General features: G+C 51.6%; 17 protein-coding genes. 1 reads left to right on the top strand and 16 read right to left on the bottom strand.

Annotated elements, in window-relative coordinates:
- Positions 1-550 precede the first annotated feature (550 nt).
- From KDC22_RS03445 to KDC22_RS03425, 5 genes are all read right to left on the bottom strand, one after another.
- Entirely contained in the window at positions 551-3082 is a 2532-nt protein-coding gene (locus tag KDC22_RS03445; protein WP_211722075.1) for a winged helix-turn-helix domain-containing protein, read from the bottom strand.
- A gap of 168 nt (positions 3083-3250) precedes the next feature.
- On the bottom strand, positions 3251-4789 hold the full coding sequence (rlmD, locus tag KDC22_RS03440) for a 23S rRNA (uracil(1939)-C(5))-methyltransferase RlmD (RefSeq protein WP_211722074.1): 1539 nt from the start codon (positions 4787-4789) through the stop codon (positions 3251-3253).
- A gap of 81 nt (positions 4790-4870) precedes the next feature.
- Positions 4871-5764: a diacylglycerol kinase gene (locus tag KDC22_RS03435; protein WP_173141008.1), complete on the bottom strand. Its 894-nt coding sequence runs from the start codon at positions 5762-5764 to the stop codon at positions 4871-4873.
- A 224-nt stretch (positions 5765-5988) separates the two neighbouring features.
- The gene (locus KDC22_RS03430) at positions 5989-6753 is read right to left on the bottom strand and encodes a sirohydrochlorin chelatase (protein WP_211722073.1); all 765 of its coding nucleotides are present in this window, start codon (positions 6751-6753) and stop codon (positions 5989-5991) included.
- A 2-nt stretch (positions 6754-6755) separates the two neighbouring features.
- Positions 6756-7046 (bottom strand): YerC/YecD family TrpR-related protein, encoded by a 291-nt coding sequence (locus KDC22_RS03425; RefSeq protein ID WP_019913624.1) that lies wholly within the window; start codon positions 7044-7046, stop codon positions 6756-6758.
- Positions 7047-7417: 371 nt separating this feature from the next.
- On the opposite strand from KDC22_RS03425, the gene KDC22_RS03420 reads away from it, so the two are divergent.
- The gene (locus KDC22_RS03420) at positions 7418-7978 is read left to right on the top strand and encodes a tyrosine protein kinase (protein ID WP_211722072.1); all 561 of its coding nucleotides are present in this window, start codon (positions 7418-7420) and stop codon (positions 7976-7978) included.
- Between the two features lie 27 nt (positions 7979-8005).
- Here KDC22_RS03420 and corA read toward each other — a convergent pair whose 3' ends face one another.
- The 11 genes from corA to KDC22_RS03365 form a co-directional block, all read right to left on the bottom strand.
- On the bottom strand, positions 8006-8965 hold the full coding sequence (gene corA, locus KDC22_RS03415; RefSeq protein ID WP_211722071.1) for a magnesium/cobalt transporter CorA: 960 nt from the start codon (positions 8963-8965) through the stop codon (positions 8006-8008).
- A gap of 156 nt (positions 8966-9121) precedes the next feature.
- Positions 9122-10030: a response regulator gene (locus KDC22_RS03410; RefSeq protein WP_173141016.1), complete on the bottom strand. Its 909-nt coding sequence runs from the start codon at positions 10028-10030 to the stop codon at positions 9122-9124.
- 3 nt (positions 10031-10033) lie between these two features.
- Positions 10034-11323, bottom strand: a complete 1290-nt coding sequence (locus tag KDC22_RS03405) for an ATP-binding protein (protein WP_211722070.1) — start codon at positions 11321-11323, stop codon at positions 10034-10036.
- A gap of 86 nt (positions 11324-11409) precedes the next feature.
- Positions 11410-12060, bottom strand: coding sequence for an amino acid ABC transporter permease (locus tag KDC22_RS03400; RefSeq protein WP_173141020.1), 651 nt, complete (start codon positions 12058-12060; stop codon positions 11410-11412).
- A gap of 28 nt (positions 12061-12088) precedes the next feature.
- The gene (locus tag KDC22_RS03395; protein WP_211722069.1) at positions 12089-12739 is read right to left on the bottom strand and encodes an amino acid ABC transporter permease; all 651 of its coding nucleotides are present in this window, start codon (positions 12737-12739) and stop codon (positions 12089-12091) included.
- Between the two features lie 148 nt (positions 12740-12887).
- A complete protein-coding gene (locus KDC22_RS03390; protein WP_425516990.1) occupies positions 12888-13742 on the bottom strand; it encodes a glutamate ABC transporter substrate-binding protein in 855 nt (284 codons plus the stop codon).
- 33 nt (positions 13743-13775) lie between these two features.
- Positions 13776-14504 (bottom strand): amino acid ABC transporter ATP-binding protein, encoded by a 729-nt coding sequence (locus KDC22_RS03385; RefSeq protein WP_173141024.1) that lies wholly within the window; start codon positions 14502-14504, stop codon positions 13776-13778.
- A 303-nt stretch (positions 14505-14807) separates the two neighbouring features.
- Positions 14808-15797: an inorganic phosphate transporter gene (locus tag KDC22_RS03380; protein WP_173141026.1), complete on the bottom strand. Its 990-nt coding sequence runs from the start codon at positions 15795-15797 to the stop codon at positions 14808-14810.
- A gap of 13 nt (positions 15798-15810) precedes the next feature.
- Positions 15811-16428, bottom strand: coding sequence for a DUF47 domain-containing protein (locus tag KDC22_RS03375; RefSeq protein ID WP_173141028.1), 618 nt, complete (start codon positions 16426-16428; stop codon positions 15811-15813).
- A 202-nt stretch (positions 16429-16630) separates the two neighbouring features.
- Positions 16631-17737 (bottom strand): DUF3048 domain-containing protein, encoded by a 1107-nt coding sequence (locus KDC22_RS03370; RefSeq protein WP_211722068.1) that lies wholly within the window; start codon positions 17735-17737, stop codon positions 16631-16633.
- 153 nt (positions 17738-17890) lie between these two features.
- A complete protein-coding gene (locus KDC22_RS03365) occupies positions 17891-18667 on the bottom strand; it encodes a DODA-type extradiol aromatic ring-opening family dioxygenase (RefSeq protein ID WP_211722067.1) in 777 nt (258 codons plus the stop codon).
- Positions 18668-18719 lie beyond the last annotated feature (52 nt).

The following is an 18719-nucleotide window of genomic DNA, read 5'->3' as shown; positions in this document are numbered from 1 at the left end:
AGTAATTTTGTTCCCTACCGCCACATACAGGCCGTTGCCATAGCTAACGCCCCAAAGGGATAAATAATTATTGAGGGTAAAGCCTGTTTTCCAGTTCACTCCGTCACTAGAGGACGATGCATTCCCAGTTCTACTCACAACCACATACTTGCCGCTATCGCAAATGATACTAGAAAGCTTATTTGTAGTTCGCGGATCGAAAAGCGTCCAACTCGTTCCATCACTCGAGGTTAAGATGCCTCCCTCATCAGTCACCGCCATAAACTTGCCGTTACTGTAACAGACGTCCTGATTACTGGTAACAAGGTTAGCAGGTTTCTGATTAACCCAATTATCAGTAGAAGCAGCACTAGCAAAAGTAGGGATCATTCCCAATAGAATAATTAATGACATTACTAAAGAAATCCAACGTTTGTTCATAAATTGTCACCCGCCTTTTTTCAAAATTCAAAATTTAAAATTCTTCTCTACTATAAATTAAAATAAACAAAATAAAACCTACCCGCCTGGGGTAGGTTTTCAAAAAAGGATAGGCATTTTGACCAAGTCTCTATAATTTTTTTGCAAGTTGCAGTGCTTGTTTACGATTGTTTACTTCAAGCTTTTTGTAGATATTTTTAATATGAAATTTCACAGTATCTACCGTAATATTCAGACGCTCGGCAATTTCCTTGTTCATCAATCTATCCATCATTAGCAGAAAAATTTTAAATTCCTGCCCGGTCAGTTTTTCTTTCGGTGATTGATCAACCTCTGGTGTATCATTCATAGCGCGCAACAATTGCTTTACATAGAAACCCGAAGAAGAATTGCTATCTTGCTGAACGTTTGAATATGCGTTAAGCATCTCCGCCATTACAGAACCTTCGTCAATAAAACTACGAATATATCCATCCGGCTTGGCCAAATCCAAAGCAGTGCCCAATTGAATGAGCGCAGCATCCGTTTGACCCGAATGCCATAGCGTCACACTTTGCACAATTAATACTTTGGTGTGATCACGGAGACAGTCTCCCTTGCACACTAAGAGATATAGTCTTTCCAACAGGTACAGCGCTTCTTCTATTCGTTCGCTCGCCGCAAGCACTCTAGCCACAATCAGATGCTCTGCCATAAGATTCAATGAAACCTCATCCGTGTGCGCAAGACCACACCTCTGCAACCAATCAAGTGCATCTTGGAGCGAGCCTTGCCGCAAAGATAGATAAGCTTGTTCCGTTTCGATTTTCACAATAAAGAAAGCATAATCGGGTGAGTTAATTTCCGACTTCAATTGCGCCAATAGTTCGGACGCTCGCTTTGGATTACCTTTGGCTTGCTCAATCCGCGATGCAGCGATGCCCAATTGGATCCTAATTCGTGCAAGAGGCTGATGGTCTTTGCGCCCCAATGACTGACCGAAGTAAAATTCTGCCTCCTCCAGTCGATTCCACTCATACAGCAAATGGATATATGCCAAGTACATGTATCCAATAAAAGGATAATCATTTTTATTCTCCCATACTTTAATCCATTTCCTAATAAAGTCTTCCGCCGCATACAGATCCTTGATTAAAGTTAATTGATCATAATTCCTACTGTACCCTTCATACCGGTTTACCCCCATCACCTGAAAGTAGCTTCCTTCCGGCATATATCGTTCTGTAAGGGCCAAATAATCCGATGCTCGCACAAAGTCATTTTGGATATAAGAGGCCATACCACAATAGAAATAGATATTACCCATAACCTTGTTCCAGTCTACATCGGGTAATTTCCCTTGCAGTGCTTCAAACCGGACTTTGGTTTGCTCCATTCTCTGAAATGCGGCTTCCCACTTACCTCCTAGCATCATTACGGCTATATAAAATATTTCGATCATCGGCTTCTCCGCAATGGCGCTTTCAGGTAAAACAGTTACCCACCTCATCAACGCAACACTCTTCGATTGCATCAAGGCAGGGGGATTGTTCTCGATCAACCGGATAACATCCGCAAACTGTTGGCCTTCTAAATAATGCTCGACCGCTTCTTCATCAAACCCTTTTTTCTCCAACCATTTCGCCGCGCGGATGTGCCCTTGAATCCATTGGTCCGAATCCATTCTGGACCCTAGCTGTCGCAAGAAATCGGAAAGTAAATGGTGATACCGATACCAATTCCGCTCCTCGTCTAAGGGTATAATGAATAAATTTAGCTGCTCCAGTCTCTGCAATTGTTCTTGACTGTTCATTTGACCCGTTACTGCTTGGCATAAAGAATGGTTCATTCTACTTAAAATGGACGTTTCCAATAAAAAGGACCGCATGGTTTCCGGTTGATGCAGGAACACTTCTTCCAACAAGTAATCGGCTATATGATGCTGTTGGCCCGTAAATTGCTGGATGGACTGCTTTATATTAGTACTTCGTTTCAGAGAAATTGCCGCCAGCTGCAATCCACTGACCCAGCCCTCTGTTCGATGGAACAACTCGGTTACTTGCCCTTTCGTTAGCGATAAATCCGTTGTATCTCGAAAAAACACAACCCCCTCTTCCAGTTCAAAGCGCAAATCATGCATTTGGATATAATGCATTTCACCCTTCGCCAAAAGTCTGGCAGTAGGAATTGGCAAATCGGTACGGCTAGCGATATATAGATGAATATGTGGAGGAAAATGTTCCAGGAGGTAGCTCAATGATTGGTGAATATCGGGGAGTTCAATGAAATGATAATCGTCGAGTATGATTACCAGTTCACCGGTTATATGATTCAATTCATTCAAAAGTTCCTTAATCATAGGCTCTGAAGATTCCGAAGGTCCTTTCTCAAGAAGACACCCAATCGTTTGGCCAAAGCTGGGGATTCTCTCCTGAATGGAGGCCGTTACGCAGCTCCAAAATGAAATCCACTCATTATCATGCTTATCTAAAGAGACCCACGCAACAAGTGTGGTGCTTTGTTTCACCCATTCACATAAAGCTGTAGTCTTTCCATAACCAGCCTGCGCGGAAACAAGCATCAGCTTGGTTTCCATCCCCTCATTAAGCTTGCGCATCAGCTTCGGGCGGGATACCATAGTATTTCGTATATGGGGGATCTGAAATTTTGTATTTACAATCACTGTTGATACCTCCACAAAAAAAATCTAAATAAATAACTCAACTTTCGCAACGCGAAATTAGCTGAATCCCTTGTGGCTGTAAGGCAGTACTATGCGTGAATTATCCTGTTATACGAAAGACCACCTTTATTTTGCTTTACAAGGTGGCCTTTCATCATTTTGCTGCTTCTAAGTATCGACTCGACGTATGCCCACTACACACTCCACATGCACCGTGTGCGGGAACATATCCACCGGAGTAACCTCCACCGCCCGGTAGCCCCCATCCTCCAGCACCCGCAAATCGCGTGCCAGGGTGGACGGGTTGCAAGACACGTACACGACACGCTCCGGCTGCATCAGCAGGATGGTCTCCAGCAGGCGCGGGTCGCAGCCCTTGCGTGGGGGATCGACAACGATGACGTCTGGGGTGACGCACTGTTCTTTCCAGGCTGGGATGACATCCTCCGAAGCGCCGACTTCGAACTTCACGTTGTTCATTCCGTTCAGCTTCGCGTTGGCGCGGGCGTCCTCGATGGCTTCGGGCACGATTTCTACACCATACACCTGATCCGCATGTTGGGCCAGGAATAGGGAGATGGTACCGATGCCGCAATATGCATCAATCACAGTCTCTTTGCCGGTTAGCGCAGCATACTCCAGAGTTCTGCCGTACAATACCTCGGTCTGGGCCGGGTTCACCTGGTAGAAGGAACGGGCTGAGATGGCAAACTGCACATCTCCGATATAATCGTAGATCACATCACTGCCCCATAAGACGCGGGTATCGTTGCCGAAGATGACATTGGTCCGCTGGGTGTTGATGTTATGGCAGATGCTGACCACTGCCGGAAGCTGCTCGCGGATACTGCCGAGCCAGGCGTCCAAGTGCGGGATATCCCGGCCGTTCGTGACCAGCACCAGCATCATCTGACCGGTGCGGAACGCCTTCTTCACCACGACATGGCGGAGCAGTCCACGACCGGTCTCTTCGTCATAGGCGGTGATGCCCAGCTCACGGCCGAGGCTCTTGACGGTGGCAACAACCTTGTCGTTGTCCTCATGCTGGATCAGACAGGTCTCCATGTCGATGATCCGGTGACTGCCGCGTGCGTAGAAGCCGCCCACCAGACCGCCATCCGTAACCCCAATCGGCACCTGGGCTTTGTTGCGGTAGCGCCAGGGCTCGTCCATGCCGAGTGTAGGCAGGACGCGGATACCCTCAGCAGGGTAACCTGCATCGCCCGCACTACCACCTTCAACCGCTGCAGGCTCCGCATCCTTCTCAGCGCTGCCGCTTACTGCTCCTCTGCTTGCCGCACCCGCCACCTGCAGCTTCCCGATCCGCTGCAGGTTGTCCACCACCAGCTGGCGCTTCCAGGCCAGCTGGGCGGTATAGTCCATATGCTGCAGCTGGCAGCCGCCGCATTGGTCATAGATCGGGCAAGGCGGCCCTATACGGTCGGGGCTGGCCTGCACCAGCTCCAGCAGTTTGGCGTAGCCGTACTGCTTCTTGGTCTTCAGCACTCTGGCCCGGACCTTCTCACCGGGGAGCGCGCCCTGCACAAAAAGGGTAAAGCCCTCTACGCGGCCCACCCCTTCTCCTTCATGGGTCATGCCGATAATATCCAGCAGGACCTCGTCATTCTTATTCACTGGCAGTCCGGCAGCAGAGGCCGGTCCTTGTTCCCGGCGGCTTGCGCTGCGCCCGCTGCGTTGTTTACTCATGGGTATAGGTTCACTTCTTTCATTATCTTCACTATTAACGTTATTAAATATTAATGTTAAATATTAATGTTGCCCTTCTGCTTAATCATTCTTAGCGAAGATCCGCAGATGCTGCGGCAGAATGCTGAAGTTGCCGGGCAGGGAGCCGCCAAGCTCACCGTCCAGGTTCAACTGGACATGGCCAGGTGAGGTAACCTCCATCGCATCGGTCCGGAAATGGATAACCTTCTTGTCATTCAGGTGCTCGCCGCGGATCGTCAGCCGCACCAGCCGGATGAACTCGGCCAGGTTGCATTTCTTGACGGCGATCACATCGAGCAGGCCGTCATCAATGCTGGCACCCGGAGCCAGCTTCTCGAAGCCGCCGACCGAATTCGTATTGGCGATCAGGAAGAGCATGAACTCGTCATGGATCATCTCTTGTCCGTTCGCACGGATGTACAGCTCCTGCGGAGCAAGGCTGGCCATCTTCTCGATCCCCTTGAGGTAATAGGCGAGCTGACCCATCATGGTCTTGAGCTTGCTGGGAACTTCATAGGTAAGCTCCGTCAGCTGTCCGCCGCCTGCTATATTAATGAAGTAACGGTCATTTGCTTTGCCGAGATCAATCAGGCGTGACTCCTGACTCAGAATCAGGTCGCAGGAATCCTCCCAATTCTTCGGAATCCCCATCGCCCGCGCGAAATCATTCGTAGTTCCCAGCGGCAATATGCCGAGCGGAGGAAGGTTCGGCTTCTCTGCCATCCCATTGATAATCTCATTGAGTGTGCCGTCGCCTCCGGCAGCTATGATCAGATCATAAGTACCGCGTTCTACAGCCTCAGCTACAGCCGCCGTAGCATCGCCCTCGCCCGTGGTCGCATGGCAGGTAGCTTCAATACCGCCCACATCCAGCCGGTCCAGAATATCGGCGAGTCGTCTTTTCATTTCTTCCCGTCCAGAAGTGGGATTATAAATCAATCTCGCAGTTTTCATTACCGGAACGCCACCTGTTTATATAATGGATAACTTTACTGATTATACCCAATTGAGGACCCCACAAGCAATGTCCGGGAGCCTAAGAGGAATATATTTATCCCTCCCGCTCAGGCTCTAAGGCTCAAGAGACCGGCAGAAGGTATAGATATATGTATGCAGCACCGGCCAACATGAACACTGGACGCATACTATCCTCAGTTCAATTTCCAACGGGCTAACGCTCACTCCATGAGCTGCTCCAGCGCCGCCTCCACCTGCCGCTCTATCCAGCGCGGCAGCAGCGGATGAGGCAGCAGCGTCTGGCCGGAGTAGGCATAATCCAGCCCTTCCAGCCGCTGCGGAATAACAACCTTGGTGAAGTATCCCTCACTCAAAAAGAGCGGAGCCACCAGTACATCGTGGCCCTGCTCCTGCCAGTACTGCACTCTGCTTCTTACAGTGTCCGGGTTCAGCAGCCCGTAATCCGCCGCAGCCAGCCCGCTTACTTCCCGTACCCGCGCCGCAAGGGAGGAGATTCCCTGCTCCCAGCGCTGCCGGAAGCCTTCATGCCTGCTGCCGTGCCCGACGAGCAGCAGAGTCTCCCGCTCAGGATGCTTCGACAGCTCGCGGACCTTATCCCATAACATCTGCGCAATATCGGGGTCGTCATCAACCGGATAGCCGTAGTGAACCCTTGCCGTAACCCTGAACGGCTCCAGATCGGTCTCGCGTTCAGGAACCGGCTTCGCACCCAGCGCATATTCTATCTCATCAATATGCGTACTGCCGGAAGAAACAAACAAGGGGATCACAATAATATCTGTGACCCCTGCATGTTCCAGCTCATCTATTCCATCCTGAATCAATCGTCCATCTACCAGCTCAAGGAATGACACCGCCATAGGCAAGTCTTCCCGGAGTGTTACATGACTTACTGCTTCGTCCACCATCGACACCCAGGTCTGATCACGGGAGCCGTGGCTGATCAATAATACACCCGGAAGCATGATTAGCGCCCCAGACGTTCCAGCGTAAGCTTATAGCCGTCATTGCCATAGTTCAGGCAGCGCTTCACGCGGGAGATCGTCGCCGTGCTGGCACCCGTTTCTGCTTCAATCTGATTATATGTAGATCCCTTGCCCAGCATCCGCGCAACTTCAAGACGCTGCGAGAGCGATTGAATTTCGTTCACTGTGCACAAGTCATCAAAGAATACATAACATTCTTCCATATTTTTCAATGTTAAAATGGCTTCAAATAATTGATCAATACTTTTATCGTTTAGCTTCTTTAGCTGCATCGCCCTATCATCCCCTACATTAACTTATTGTGACTATCTTGCCTCTACTATATTGTACTGGAGCACATTTTTCAAGCATTAACGGTTTCACGCTGTAAAGAGTGAAAATGATGGACAAACGTCCACCCCCGGCGCACACCCTAAATGGGTCTGCTAAGCTTTTTCTTCCGGTTCACAGGTTTCACCGCTTTAATCATAGTACTACATAACCGCGCGAAATCAAGCATGGACACGGTTTCTTCACTTCCATTACCGTACTATAGGCATCCGCCCTTTTCCGCTGGTATCCCGGTTACCCGGGCATTCGTCTATACCGTATGTTCGCCCATGACATACAGTATAGCAAACCACTAACGAAGGAATGTGATATTATGCCTGAGCATTACTATAATCATTCCCGCAAGCAAGGCCGTTCACTGGCTGAGCCTTACAATCCATCGTCATACAATCCGTCGCCCTACCCGGGCCTCTCTGCCTATGTGCCCGCTCCGCTTCAGGGCGAAGCTGAAATTCTGCCTGCCTATGGCGCTGAAGTCACCGATACTGCACTCGCCGTCCCTGCCGCAGAAGCGGCTACAGCGAAGCCCGGCGGTCTGCTGGGCGGACTCGGCAATCTCGGAAGCCTTGCGAATATGGAGCAGATCAAGGGAATCGTTGACCGGATGGGCGGGATTGACGGGATCGTCAATTCTATGGGCAAGGTGCAGAAGGTCATGCAGAGCTTTCAGCAGATGGCTCCGATGGTGAAGCTTGTCATGGGCGGATTCGGCAAAGGGAAGAGCGGGGCAGGTGCGCTCGCGGCTGAAGAGGATGCGGCACTTTATACCCCCAAACGGCGCAAAAAAAGACGCCCCGCTCCGAAGCGCCGCAATACCTCCTCCAAAAAGCGTAAATCCGGAGGCCCTTCCTCTGTTAAACGCCGCCGTTCCTAAGCGGCGGCGTTTAACATTTTTTACCTGTTACTTAAACCAGCCGCTCCGCCGGAACCACCTGAACATCCCGATACCCAGCACCAGCATGAGCAGCAGCACCACGAAATAGCTATATTTCCATTCAAGCTCCGGCATCACCCTGAAGTTCATTCCATAGATCCCGGCGATCAGCGTCAGAGGCATGAATACCGTCGTAATTACCGTGAGTGTCTTCATAATGGAGTTCATCCGGTTGGAGTTGAGCGAGATATAACTGTCACGCAGATCGGCGGTCATTTCCCGGTCAGCTTCAATCATATCGGTCAGCTTCAGCAGATGATCATAGATATCGCCGAAATAGACGCGTTCCTCTCCATTACTCTGCACATGCTGGGAATTGACGATCCGGTACATCAGATCACGCATCGGCACAATCGTCCGCCGCAGCTTCAGCAGCCTTCCGCGCACGTTGAATACCTGGCTCATCAGCTCCTCTACTGATTCGTTGCCGCCCTGGCTCTCCAGATCAGCGAGTTCATCCTCCAGCAAATAGAGGGACGGGAAATACCTGTCGACCAGCTTGTCCATCACCGTATACGCAGCGGCCATCGGCCCGCCCGACCAGCCCTGGCGGCTATGGATTTCAGCCTTGACCATCTGCCACGCTTCCTCCATCTCCGGCTTATCCTGGTGGTGGTAGGAGACCAGGAATTTCTTATTCAGGAACAGGTCAATCTCTTCCGCCTCCAGCGTCCGCTCATTCAGCGAATGCAGCACGAAGAACTGCACATCCTCATAATAATCCAGCTTCGGCCGCTGCAGCACATGCATACAGTCTTCAATAGCCAGCGGGTGAAAATGAAAATAGGTGTCCAGGACCAGTGTTTCCTCTTCCGAGGGCATGGCGAAATCTGCCCAGATCCAGGCATAATCATCCAGCGCTATATCCTGCAGCGGCAGATCCGTCAGCACCTCACCCTTATGTGTTACTGCAAGCGTTCGTATCATACTATAAGTCCTCCACCCTATCGCTATGCGCAGCAGAGCTGCGCTCTATCTTGTTGCTTCTACTATTGTACCGCATGTGTATCCAAAAAAATAACCGCCAGCCCGCTGACCAGCGGTTCCGGAGGTTTCTTGGTCTTACTATTTCCCTTATCATCGTCAGCGGCCCAAGCCTTCCAGTACCTCCAGGTGCAGCACCTGCAGGAATTTCCTGATATTCACCTTCACCTTGCCGGTATCGCGGCCCTGCTCCATCTCCTTCATCTTCAGGCGCACCTCTTCAAAGTCGAAATACAGCGGCGCATAATGCTCGAACTTCGGATTGCCGTAATCCGTCAGACCGATGGAAGCCAGATTACTCAGACCCGCCGCGAGTGCGCGGCGCAGACGCTGTTCGATGGCTTTGACCTCTTTGGCTGCCTCCGCAGGCACCGGTCTGTTTTTGGCGGCTGCCCGCTCGTACAGCTCCTTCAGCGGCGGAAGACTTCCGCTGTTCTCTCCGGCCCCGTCCACCGCCAGCTCCATGAGGGTGATCATATCGCGGCTGCCGCTCTCCGAGATCATCCCCATATTCATCAGAATCGGCTGGACAATCTCCCTGACGGTACGCTTGCCGGACGGCACCTGCGGCAATCCGAACTGCAGGCCTTCCAGCTTGCCGAGCGTCAGCTTGATCTCATCCAGATAACGGCCCATGGCATAACGTTCATTGACCTTATAGAGTACAGATTCGACTTCAATCTTGTTGATCGGCTTGCGGATGAAGAATTCAATTCCGCTGCGGTAGGCGCGGCTGACCACATCCCCGTTCTCGATCTGCGAGATCATCACGAACTTGGAACGGCAGCCCTGCGCCTGAAGAGAGAGAATGGTCTCGATCCCGTCCTGGTCAGGCATCAGCAGATCCATCAGCACAATGTCTGGGGTCTCGCTCAGGATCAGGGCAATCCCCTCCTGTCCGCTCTCTGCTGTACCTGTCACCTCTCCCAGCCCACTGTCCTCAATAATATGCTGCAGCATCCTTCTCGCCGACGCATCGTCATCTACAATACAGAAAGATAGCGGCATCCTCTATTCCTCCTTCCGCAGCTTCTCACTCGGCACCCTAACCTGGAACATAGCCCCGCCGGCAGGCGATACCGGATGAACCGTAATGCTTCCCCCGAACATATTCACAATATCCCGTACATGCGAGAGCCCGATCCCTGTAGCGGCGATCCCCTCTTCATCGAATTTCGTCGTGAACCCCGGCTCGAACAACAGCTCCAGGTCACGCTTTTGAATCCCGGCACCGCTATCGGCTACTGTAAAAAAAGTCAGGCCCTCCTGCTCATATGCACGCAGATGAATACTGCCTTTACCTTGGATGACCTCCACCGCGTTGGCGGTGAGATTGTTCAGCAGAGTCAATAGAGGGATGTAGCTGTCGGTTGTATAGTCGGAGGTCATATCCACATGGAAGTCGATCTGCTTGTCCAGCATTTCGGCATATTTGGCATTGCTTTGGACCGTGAACTGCAGAATACCCGATAACGGCATGTCCCCGTTCACCTCACGCTCCGCCAGCTTCACAAGCCCGGCCAGAATCCGCTGTGAATCCTTCTTCACCTCATGGAGCTGCTGGGTAATATCCAGTACCTGACGGCTATGCTGCTCCGTTCCTTCCCCGGCCTTCAGCTGGCGGTATAGCTCGAAGCTGTTCAGTGTCACATGCTCCAGTGTGCCGATGGACTTCTTCAGATAGAACACTTCACCATATAGGCCGGAGCCGAATCCGAGCAGTTGCCGGGTCCGCTCCTGCTGCTCACGCTCCCTGATCCGCATCTGGCTGACAGAGATGCTGCTGTATACCCCGGTTGTGAAGTACGTGCGCAAGACCGCAATCGCCATTAGATACGTCCACTCATTGAGCCGGAAGGAAGCCGAATCCAGCACAATCAGCCGGGTCAGCAGCTCCATTTCATTCGACACCAGATCAATCAATGCGGCAACGGCGCCAAGCACCAGCGGGTGGAAGGTGTCGATCCGGCGTTTGATGACATACATCAGCAAGCCGAACACCATATAATAGATCATGGCCGAGCAATGACTGCTGAGGCTCTGCTCGAGTGTCTGTCCGCTTCCTTCAACCGCATCCATAGCCGTCCGGAACAGCAGTACAACTATCCCTGTAGCAATGCCTGTGCGGATATACGGCAGCTGGCGCATTAACAGCAGGAACAACAGGAACGCGCTGCTGCCCATGGCAATCCGGAAGATATCTCCGTCAAACGGGTTGATTTTGAATTCTCCGGCCACCGCCGTAACGGCAGCTACCAGCAGAATCTGTACAGTCTTCATTCTCAGAATGGATCGTCCCATCGCCACTGCTCCTGCCTAGAGAGGTTGACAACTATAGTATCATAGCCGCACTGGATTGAATATGGGATTCGCCTCATCCGGGCCGCTTATACCGTTCTCTGTTCAAGCCTTCTGGAGAGCAGAGACAACAGGTAATTGACGGTAAAATAAATCAGGGCAACCAGCGCCAGCGTTGGTATGGCATAGCTATAGCTGTGACCGATGACGATATTCGCATTATGCATCAGCTCCGGCAGGGAAATAACGACGGCCAGTGAAGTATCCTTCAGCAGGGAGATGAACTGGCTGACCAGCGGCGGAACCATCCGCCGCAGCCCCTGGGGAAGCACAATATGCCATAAGGTCTGGGCATTACTGAGACCGGAGGAACGCGCCGCCTCAATCTGCCCCTTGTCGATAGACATTAAGCCGCCGCGGACAATCTCGGCAATCATCGCTGCCTCGAATATCGTTAAGGCAGCAATCGCTGCTGTAATCAGTCCGAGCTTGATCCCCACCTCCGGCAAGGCGAAACGGATGAAGAAGATGATCAGCAGCAGCGGCAGATTACGGATCACCTCCACCAGATAGAACATGACCGGCGACAATACCGGCACTTCCGAGTAGCGGATAACGCCAATAATGCAGCCAATTATAAAGCTCAGGATAATAGATACAAAAGCTACAATCAGCGTAATATACAGTCCGTCCAGCAGAAACTTCAAATTATCGGCGGAGTATGCTCCTATGAAATCCACGATATCCCTCCTTCAGCTTCCGAGATACTTAATATTTGCGCTGCAGCCGGCGCTCCCATATCCGCACCCCATAGCTGAGCGGCAGCGTAAGCACCAGGTAGAACAGCGCCACGAAGATGTAGGTGTCAAAGGTACGGTAAGTCTCTGTGGAGATACCGTCTGCGAAGTACATCAGATCCAGACCTGCCACCAGTGTCAGCACTGAGGAATTCTTAATCAGATTAATGAATTGGTTGCCGAGCGGCGGAATGACCAGCTTGATCGCCTGAGGCAGAATGATATGCAGCATAGTCTGTATGTAGCTGAGGCCGGAGGAACGGGAAGCCTCCATTTGTCCCTTGGGAACGGCCATGATTCCGGCACGGATCGCTTCGGCGATGAAGGCCGAGGTGTATACCGCGAGCCCTATAGTTCCTGCCTTGAAGCCGTCCAGCGTGAAGCCCAGGGCCGAAGGTCCGTAATAGAAAATATACACTACAAGCAGCAGCGGGATATTGCGGATGAACTCCACATACACCGCGCCGAACCAGCGCAGCCCTCTCACTGTAGTAATGCGGAAGACGGCAATTACCGCGCCGATCAGGAAGCTGCCGAACAGGGCCAGCACACTGGACAGCAACGTGCCGTAGAAGCCTTCCATATACAGCCCGAAGTAATTGGTTAATATTGAGTAATCCATTCATTTCACCTGCCTTTCCTCTAAGGATAAACAAGTAGAAACGGCTTTGCCGTCCTTAGAAAAGGCGCTACCGTTTCTACAAGAAATTCAAGGATAACTTATCGTGTGGAACATATACATTCTTATAGAGCAGGCTTATAGAGTAAGCTTATTTCGCCGGAGCTTTACCAATCCATTTGGTATAAATGGCATCATATTCACCGTTTGCTTTTAGCTCAGTGAGTGTGTCATTAACCGCCTTAACTACATCGGTATTTCCCTTTTGTACCGCGATGCCGTAAGGCTCGTCGGTGAATGGCTTGCCTACAACCTCAAACCCCGGGTCCTGTGAAGCCATCCCGTAGAGGATCGCATCATCCGTCGTCAGCGCATCGCCTTGTCCGGCCTTAAGCGCGCTGAAGGCATCCTGATAGTTGTCGAATTCAAGCACGGTAACGCCTGGCACCTTTTCTTTGATATTCTTGATGGAGGTCGCACCCTTGGAGCCCAGGATCTTCGTATCCTTTGTGACCGCTTCAATCCCGGTAATCGGGCTGCCCTTCTTCACCAGCAGGGATTGGCCGGCCTGGAAATAGACATCAGAGAAATCCACTTCCTTCTTGCGGTCCTCCGTAATCGTCATGGTAGCCACGACCATATCAATCTCGCCATTATTCAGCATCGGAATCCGTGTCTTGGAGGTGACCTCCTTCAGCTCAATAGCATTTTCGTCGCCCAGAATTTTTTTGGCGATGGCCTTGGAGATATCAATGTCGAAGCCTTCCACGTTACCGGAGGCCGGGTCCTTCAGCCCGAACAGGCGGGTATCGAACTTCACGCCGACAAGCAGCTTGCCGCGTTCCTTGATCTTCGTAATCGCTTCAGAGTCGGCGGCTGCCCCACCGGCAGTATTGCCGCCTGCCGCCTCATCATTCTTGCCCTTGTTGTTGCCGCAGCCGGCAATGACCAGCATGGCCGCAATCGCCAGAACACTTACCATTTTGAAGCTTTTGGACATTTTCATTTTGTTTCCTCCCCGGATTCCTATTTATTTATTCTAGTGACTTAATACACGGCTGAGAAAAGTTCGCGTCCGCTCTTCCTTCGGACTGGCGAAGAACTGCTCCGGCTCCGCCTCTTCCACGATCTGTCCCTGATCCATGAAGATGACCCGGTCCGCCACCTCACGCGCGAAGCCCATCTCATGGGTCACGACCACCATCGTCATGCCCTCCTTGGCCAGGGCGCGCATGACATCCAGCACTTCTCCGACCATCTCCGGGTCAAGCGCCGAGGTCGGCTCATCGAACAGCATGATCTTCGGCTTCATCGCCAGCCCCCGGGCAATCGCCACACGCTGCTGTTGACCGCCGGATAGCTGTGAGGGATAGGACTGCGCTTTGTCGGCAATCCCGACCTTATCCAGATAGTACATCGCAGTCTTCTCCGCTTCGGCCTTGCTGAGTCCAAGCACCTTGATTGGGGCCAGTGTGATATTGTCAATTACCTTCTTGTGCGGGTACAGGTTGAAGTGCTGGAAGACCATTCCGATCTCTTTGCGCAGGGTATTGATATCTGTCTTGCGTTCATTTACAGTTATACCGTCTACCGTTAATCCGCCGCTGGTGATCGTCTCCAGCCGGTTAATGCAGCGCAGCATGGTACTCTTGCCGGAGCCGGAAGGACCGACTACAACAACTACTTCCCCTTCCTGAACATGGAGATCAATGGATTTCAGTACATGGAATTGTCCGTAATGTTTGTCTACCTGATGAAAGTCGATCAATGGCTAGGCCTCCTTTGTATAATCGGGTTTGCTTGTCAGCTATGGTAACACTTAAATCAAACCTTACTTCAGAGACTACCAAATACTACATAATACTATGCGAATTTTTATTCACTCATGTTATTTTCTTTTCAAAATGTGGTGGATTCCCTTTTCTTTTTATGTCTATTACTATTTTTTATCAGTTTGTTGTGACCTTTTGTGACATTATTCTCTTGAACAATCAGCGAACGCAAAAAAAGATGTCCTGAAGCCCTCGTGGCTCCCGCGACATCTTGTCCAGGCAATCTATTCGATTACTATCTAGAAGAAGATCTTGAAGATGACTCCCGCCAGTACAGCACTGATCGGAATGGTAATGAACCAGGTCACCACGATCCGTCCGGCTACTCCCCATTTCACAGCGGAGAAGCGCTTGGCTGAACCTACACCCAGGATGGATGAAGTAATGGCATGGGTCGTACTTACCGGCAGATGCAGCAGCGTAGCTGTGAAAATAACAGAGGCCGCCGAAATATCCGCCGCGAAGCCGTTAATCGGCTCAATTTTGAAAATCTTCGTGCCCATCGTCTTAATAATCTTCCAGCCGCCGATTGACGTTCCAAGCGCCATCGAAGTAGCTGCTGCAATCTTAACCCAGAGCGGAACCTCCATGGTCTCGAGCCGTCCCGAGGTCACGAGGGCAAAGGTGATAATCCCCATCGCCTTCTGCGCGTCATTCGTACCGTGGGTGAAGGATTGCAGTGCTGCCGTAACGATCTGCATCGAACGGAAGCCCTTGTTGACCGTGTGCGGACTCCGCTTGGCGAAGATCCACTTCAGGATCGTCATCACGATATAACCGATAACAAAAGCGATCAGCGGGGAGAATACCAGCCCCTCCACAATCTCAATGAATCCGTTCCATTTGATATGCTCCGTACCTGCCCCAACATATACCGCACCGGCCAGAGCACCGATAAGCGCATGGGAGGAGGACGACGGAATACCGAGCCACCAGGTTACCAGATTCCAGATAATCGCTGCTATGAGCGTCGCTGTCACAATATCTATCCCGTTGTCCAGCAGGGTCGGATCGGTAATACTTCCTCCGATCTTCTTCGCTACGCCGGTGAACATTAATGCTCCGATAAAGTTCATGGAGGCGGCCAGCATGATCGCTGTACGCGGCTTCAGCGCGCGTGTAGAGACAGAGGTCGCAATGGCGTTGGCTGTATCATGGAACCCGTTGATGAAGTCGAACGCCAGCGCAAGAAAGATAACAAAAGCCAGCACATATATAGATGTGTCCATATTTCAGAGCCCCTTATGAGTTGCGCATGATGATCGATTCCAGCATGTTGGCTACGTCTTCACATTTGTCCGTGGTCGTCTCCAACCGCTCGTACAATTCTTTGCGTTTGATCAGCTCAATCGGGTCTTTTACAGTCTCGAACAGGGCCTTGGTGCAGATGCGCAGGACTTCATCGCCCTGGTTCTCCAGATCATTCAGGCGGATGGTGTATTCGCGGATCGCCAGAAGCTTCTTCTGGGAGAGCAAATGGACTGCTTTCTGGATCTCATACGCACTCTGGCGGAGAATCTCAGCGAACTGAATAATATATTCATCCGCATCCAGCAGGTTATACATATAGAAACGCGAAGCAGAGGCCTCCAGACCATCAATAACATCGTCCATGCTGGTGATCAGATCCATGATGTCGTCACGCTCCAGCGGCGTAATGAACGTTTTGTTGAGTTCCTTGATGACAGTGTGCGTGTACGTATCGCATTGGGATTCGTATTTCTTCATCACCCCGGCGAAGTTCTCCACATTGCCTTGGAGGGTCGAGATATTCTGAGCGAAATAATCGGCCGCCTGAACAATGGTGTCAGCCATATTTTCGAGCGTCTCAAAGAATATATCCTTTTTTCTAAACTTCATTAGCCTTAAACCCCTTTACATAAAATTGCCTGAAAAATGCAGCCACCCATATGTAAACAGCATGAAAATGAATGACAACCCTTGTTATCTTATCATATCAACAGAAGGGATAGAAGACAAAAACCGAACTTTTTTGCACTATAATAACAATTCCCTGTAATTGCGAAAATAATCATCTGAACGGTTAATTTTACAGCCGGACTCAGTTGGACACGGGCGCAGGGACATATTCGACATGGCTGCTGAAGGAGGGGCTGTTCGGTACGATCAAAATATGGGTAACCCCCGGGTACATTAGCGCCTCCTTGCCGTCCTCCTTCACAAACCGGATAATGTCCCCGGGGCTGCGGGACCATTTGCCTGAGACGGAGACTCCGCGCTGGAACAGCAACGCTTCTCCCCCCAGCTCCGTATCCACCTTCAGTCTGCCGACATCATCAAGCACCTTATGGTCCGAGCCCATCACGATGATGTTCGCCGCTTCCACCGGGCTGTCATTATTCAGGTCCAGATAGGGCTTGCCGTTCACCCACCGGGCATAGGTACGCTGCTCTGCGTTATATTTGTACCCCACGGTGTAGCTCTTCAGCAGGAAGCTCACACTCAGCTCCAGTGCAGGGTTACCCTCTACAGGGATGTAATCCGGATCATTGAAAAGAAGGGCGGGTACCTTCACGCTCCCGGCGTAGCCCAGCTTCGCTGCGCCCTCCCGCAGCTTGGCGGCATTGCTGTACAGGTTATGCGGGGCTTTGCGCTCCTTGTCCCGCCAGAAGTAGGCGCCTGCGCGGCCGATCTCGTCCATGTCCGCCTTCTTCTCTCTTTGCAGAATAGCATAAGCGTCCGGACTGCCCCCGGCATGGACCGTCACGCCGCCATAGCTCTCGCCAATATCCAGCAGGTACGGGCGGATACTGCGGATCGGGCCGATCTTCACCACACCCTCATGACTCTGAAAAATTCCTATCAGCCGGGTAATCCCGCCTTCTGCCAGAACCTCGTACAGGATATCCGCCTCGCTGATCCCCGACTGCGGCCGGGCAGCCGGGGCATTATTGATCATGACCGCGAGCGGCCGGGGCAGGGTTCCTTCTGCCACCGGAAGACCTGTTAACCCGGATACCAATGCCGGGGCAGGCGTTGCTGTAGGCGACGGCGACGGCTGCGGAACTTCTGTTAGCTGCGGCTGCGCCGTAGGCGCCACCACCCGCACGGGTGCCGGGGTTGCCTGCTCCTGTCCGCAGGCAGAGAGCATTGCAGCAGTAAGGATAAGGGCATATAGAGGGCGGAATGAAGACCGGTTCATCGTCATAGAATCGTTGTTCCTCCTAATCGTTTCTTTCATATAATCATAGCGCAATCCGCGGGAAATAGAAGGATAAGTTGTCAGGTGAAGCCTATAAATTGTGCGCAACAAAAAAGGATACAGCCCTTAGCGCGGCTGTATCCCTCATTCATATGTGTATTAGTCAACCATCCAGCAGTTCAGGCTGAGCGTGCCATATTGATAAGCCTGAATCATTAACTGCGCCCGCCTGCCTTCATCCGCTGCGCCCATCACGTAGAAGAGCGGGATGAAATGTTCCTTGCCATAGGTAGGTACGGCTTCCCTCACATGCGGAGCTTGCTTCTCATAGGCAAACAGTGCAGGAAGATCCCAGGCCTTAAGACGCTCCGCAATCCAGCTGTCGAAGTCAAGCGCCCATTGCTCGGGCTGATCGTCCTGCTTCAGCAGTCTGAGGTTATGGATCAGGCCTCCGCTGCCGATCACGAGAATGCCTTCCTCGCGCAGCGGGGCCAGCATCCGTCCGATGTTGTATTGCTCTTCAGGCGAACGGAGCGAATCAACGGATAAGGCCACGACCGGAATATCCGCCTGCGGGAACATTTTGCTTAAGATTACCCAGACTCCATGATCGAGGCCGCGGCCGAGTACAGGCTGATGGGATAGATTACTGTCCCTGAAGAGTTCGGAAATGCGGCTGCTGAGTGCGGGATCACCTGGAGCAGGATACGTCAGCTTATACATCTCTTCCGGGAATCCGTAGAAATCATGCTGCGTTTCATGCTGTGCGTCCACTGTAATCAGCTGCTCGGGACTGTCCCAATGGGCCGAGAACACTACAATGCCGCGGGGCTTCCCCAGATCAGAACCCAGCCGCTGCAGGAAACGCGTATAGTCGTTATCCTCAAGAAGCAGCATAGGGGAGCCGTGCGCAATAAAAAATGCCGGTAATTTCATAGGGTCAGAGCCTCCATTCCAGTATGGTCTGCCCCTTTATTTTACAGCTAAT

This window comes from Paenibacillus tritici (assembly GCF_018207515.1).
In the GTDB taxonomy this organism is placed as follows: domain Bacteria; phylum Bacillota; class Bacilli; order Paenibacillales; family Paenibacillaceae; genus Paenibacillus_AQ; species Paenibacillus_AQ tritici.
This window is presented reverse-complemented; position numbering and strand designations above follow the sequence as displayed.

Coding starts and splice junctions, on each gene's coding strand:
- rlmD (WP_211722074.1), bottom strand. CDS start 4,789: ATGAGTAAACAACGCAGCGGGCGCAGCGCAAGCCGCCGGGAACAAGGA.
- KDC22_RS03435 (WP_173141008.1), bottom strand. CDS start 5,764: ATGAAAACTGCGAGATTGATTTATAATCCCACTTCTGGACGGGAAGAA.
- KDC22_RS03430 (WP_211722073.1), bottom strand. CDS start 6,753: ATGCTTCCGGGTGTATTATTGATCAGCCACGGCTCCCGTGATCAGACC.
- KDC22_RS03425 (WP_019913624.1), bottom strand. CDS start 7,046: ATGCAGCTAAAGAAGCTAAACGATAAAAGTATTGATCAATTATTTGAA.
- KDC22_RS03420 (WP_211722072.1), top strand. CDS start 7,418: ATGCCTGAGCATTACTATAATCATTCCCGCAAGCAAGGCCGTTCACTG.
- corA (WP_211722071.1), bottom strand. CDS start 8,965: ATGATACGAACGCTTGCAGTAACACATAAGGGTGAGGTGCTGACGGAT.
- KDC22_RS03410 (WP_173141016.1), bottom strand. CDS start 10,030: ATGCCGCTATCTTTCTGTATTGTAGATGACGATGCGTCGGCGAGAAGG.
- KDC22_RS03405 (WP_211722070.1), bottom strand. CDS start 11,323: ATGGGACGATCCATTCTGAGAATGAAGACTGTACAGATTCTGCTGGTA.
- KDC22_RS03395 (WP_211722069.1), bottom strand. CDS start 12,739: ATGGATTACTCAATATTAACCAATTACTTCGGGCTGTATATGGAAGGC.
- KDC22_RS03390 (WP_425516990.1), bottom strand. CDS start 13,742: ATGAAAATGTCCAAAAGCTTCAAAATGGTAAGTGTTCTGGCGATTGCG.
- KDC22_RS03380 (WP_173141026.1), bottom strand. CDS start 15,797: ATGGACACATCTATATATGTGCTGGCTTTTGTTATCTTTCTTGCGCTG.
- KDC22_RS03375 (WP_173141028.1), bottom strand. CDS start 16,428: ATGAAGTTTAGAAAAAAGGATATATTCTTTGAGACGCTCGAAAATATG.
- KDC22_RS03370 (WP_211722068.1), bottom strand. CDS start 17,737: ATGACGATGAACCGGTCTTCATTCCGCCCTCTATATGCCCTTATCCTT.
- KDC22_RS03365 (WP_211722067.1), bottom strand. CDS start 18,667: ATGAAATTACCGGCATTTTTTATTGCGCACGGCTCCCCTATGCTGCTT.